The 1,631-nt window shown below is 76.3% G+C and carries 1 protein-coding gene; it reads right to left on the minus strand.

Annotation, left to right across the window (positions count from 1 at the left end):
* Positions 1-107 precede the first annotated feature (107 nt).
* Positions 108-1,469 (minus strand): FAD-binding oxidoreductase, encoded by a 1,362-nt coding sequence (locus QH283_RS14390; RefSeq protein ID WP_280503504.1) that lies wholly within the window; start codon positions 1,467-1,469, stop codon positions 108-110.
* Positions 1,470-1,631: the final 162 nt, after the last annotated feature.

Below are 1,631 nucleotides of genomic sequence, written 5' to 3' on the forward strand. Positions count from 1 at the left end.
CCGCGCGCGGGGGCGGCGCCCGGGCGGGGCGGGGGGGCGCCCCCCCCGGGGGGGGGGGGGGGGGCCCCCCCCCCCCCCCCCCCGCCCCCACCCCTCGAAAGCGCCCGCTACAGGGCGTGATTGGCGACGAACACCGCGCCCGGCGCCACGGCGTCGCGCACCCGGTTCAGCCGCGCCCAGTCCTCCCCGTCGTACAGCCTCCCGCTGTCGACCCGGTCCTCGGTGAAGGTGGGGATGAGCCCGGGCAGCGACCACGGCGCCAGCGCCCGCGAGACCGCGAAGCCCGCCGCCTTGCCCGCCACCGCGGCCTGCGGGGTGGGCGCCACCGCCACGCACATCAGGGCGAACTCGCCGGGCACCGCCGACAGGGCGCCGCCGTCGGCGGCCGGGCGGGCGAAGGCCCCGCCGAGGTGCCGCAACTCGGCGAACATCAGGCCGGTCGAGGTGCCGTCGCCGACCTGCGCGAGGAAGGCGGCCACGGCCTCGTCGTCGAGCGCGCCGAGCACGCTGTGCTCGGCGACCATCGGCGTCGGCTCCGGCGGGTCCATGTGCACCTGCACCAGGGCCTGCGACGGAATGCGGCCGAAGGTGTCGACCTCGGGGGCGAGTGCGCGCAGCGGGGCCAGCACATCACCGGCGAGTGCGTCGGATTCCAGGATGGCGCCGTCGATCACGACGATGTCGCGGCCGGACAGGAAGGGCGGTAGTTCCGGCAGCGGCGGGAAGCTCATCACGCGCAGCGAGGTGGTGGCCGACTCGGGAGCCGTGCGCGTCCACTCCACCCAGGCCGGGACGACCTCGGCGGCACGTGCCCGGTCCCACAGCAGCATGCCCGCGTAGACGTCGGCGTAGGGCAGCAGGTCGAGCTCGATGGCGACCACGACGCCGAAGTTGCCGCCGCCGCCGCGCAGCGCCCAGAACAGCTCCTGGTTCTCCGTCGCCGTGGCACGCGCCACGGTGCCGTCGTAGAGCACCACCTCGAAGGCGCGCACCGAGTTCACCGCGAGACCGTGGGCGCGACCGTAGAAGGACAGGCCGCCGGAGAGCACATAGCCCGCCACACCCACGTCGGGGGCGCTGCCGTGCAGGGCGGTCAGGCCGTGCGGGGCCGCGGCGGCGAGCACCTGCTGCCACTTGGTGCCACCGAGCACACGGGCGGTGCGCGCCCGCGGGTCGACGGTGACGCCGGTGAGCTCGGACAGCTTCAGCAGCACCACGTCGTCGAGCGGAATGTCGGCCAGCGGGCCCGCACCGTGGCCGGTGCTCTGCGGCGCGACCCGCAACCGGGCGGCGCGAGCGGCCCGGACGACGGCGACCCCCTGATCCACGTCGGCCGGGACGGCGACCGCGGCGGGCCGCTGGTCCACCGCCAGGTTCCAGGGCAGGCGGGCGGCGTCGTAGCCGGGGTCACCGGGCAGGTGCAGCGCGCACTGCGTGCGCAGGGATTCGAGAGCGAGTGCGATCGTCATACGCACAAGATTCGGCTCTTCCGCCGCGCGCCGAAATCCCGCGTGAGCGGGTACTTTCCGGCCGGCGAGCCTGGGCGCCCGGCGCGCCGCGGCTCTGGGATCCCACTGCCCCGCCGGACTGGGAACGGGCGCCCCCCCCCAGATGGGGGTGGGGGGGGGGGG

The sequence above is a fragment of the Nocardia farcinica genome, from assembly GCF_029867845.1.
GTDB classification, from domain to species: Bacteria; Actinomycetota; Actinomycetes; order Mycobacteriales; family Mycobacteriaceae; genus Nocardia; species Nocardia farcinica_A.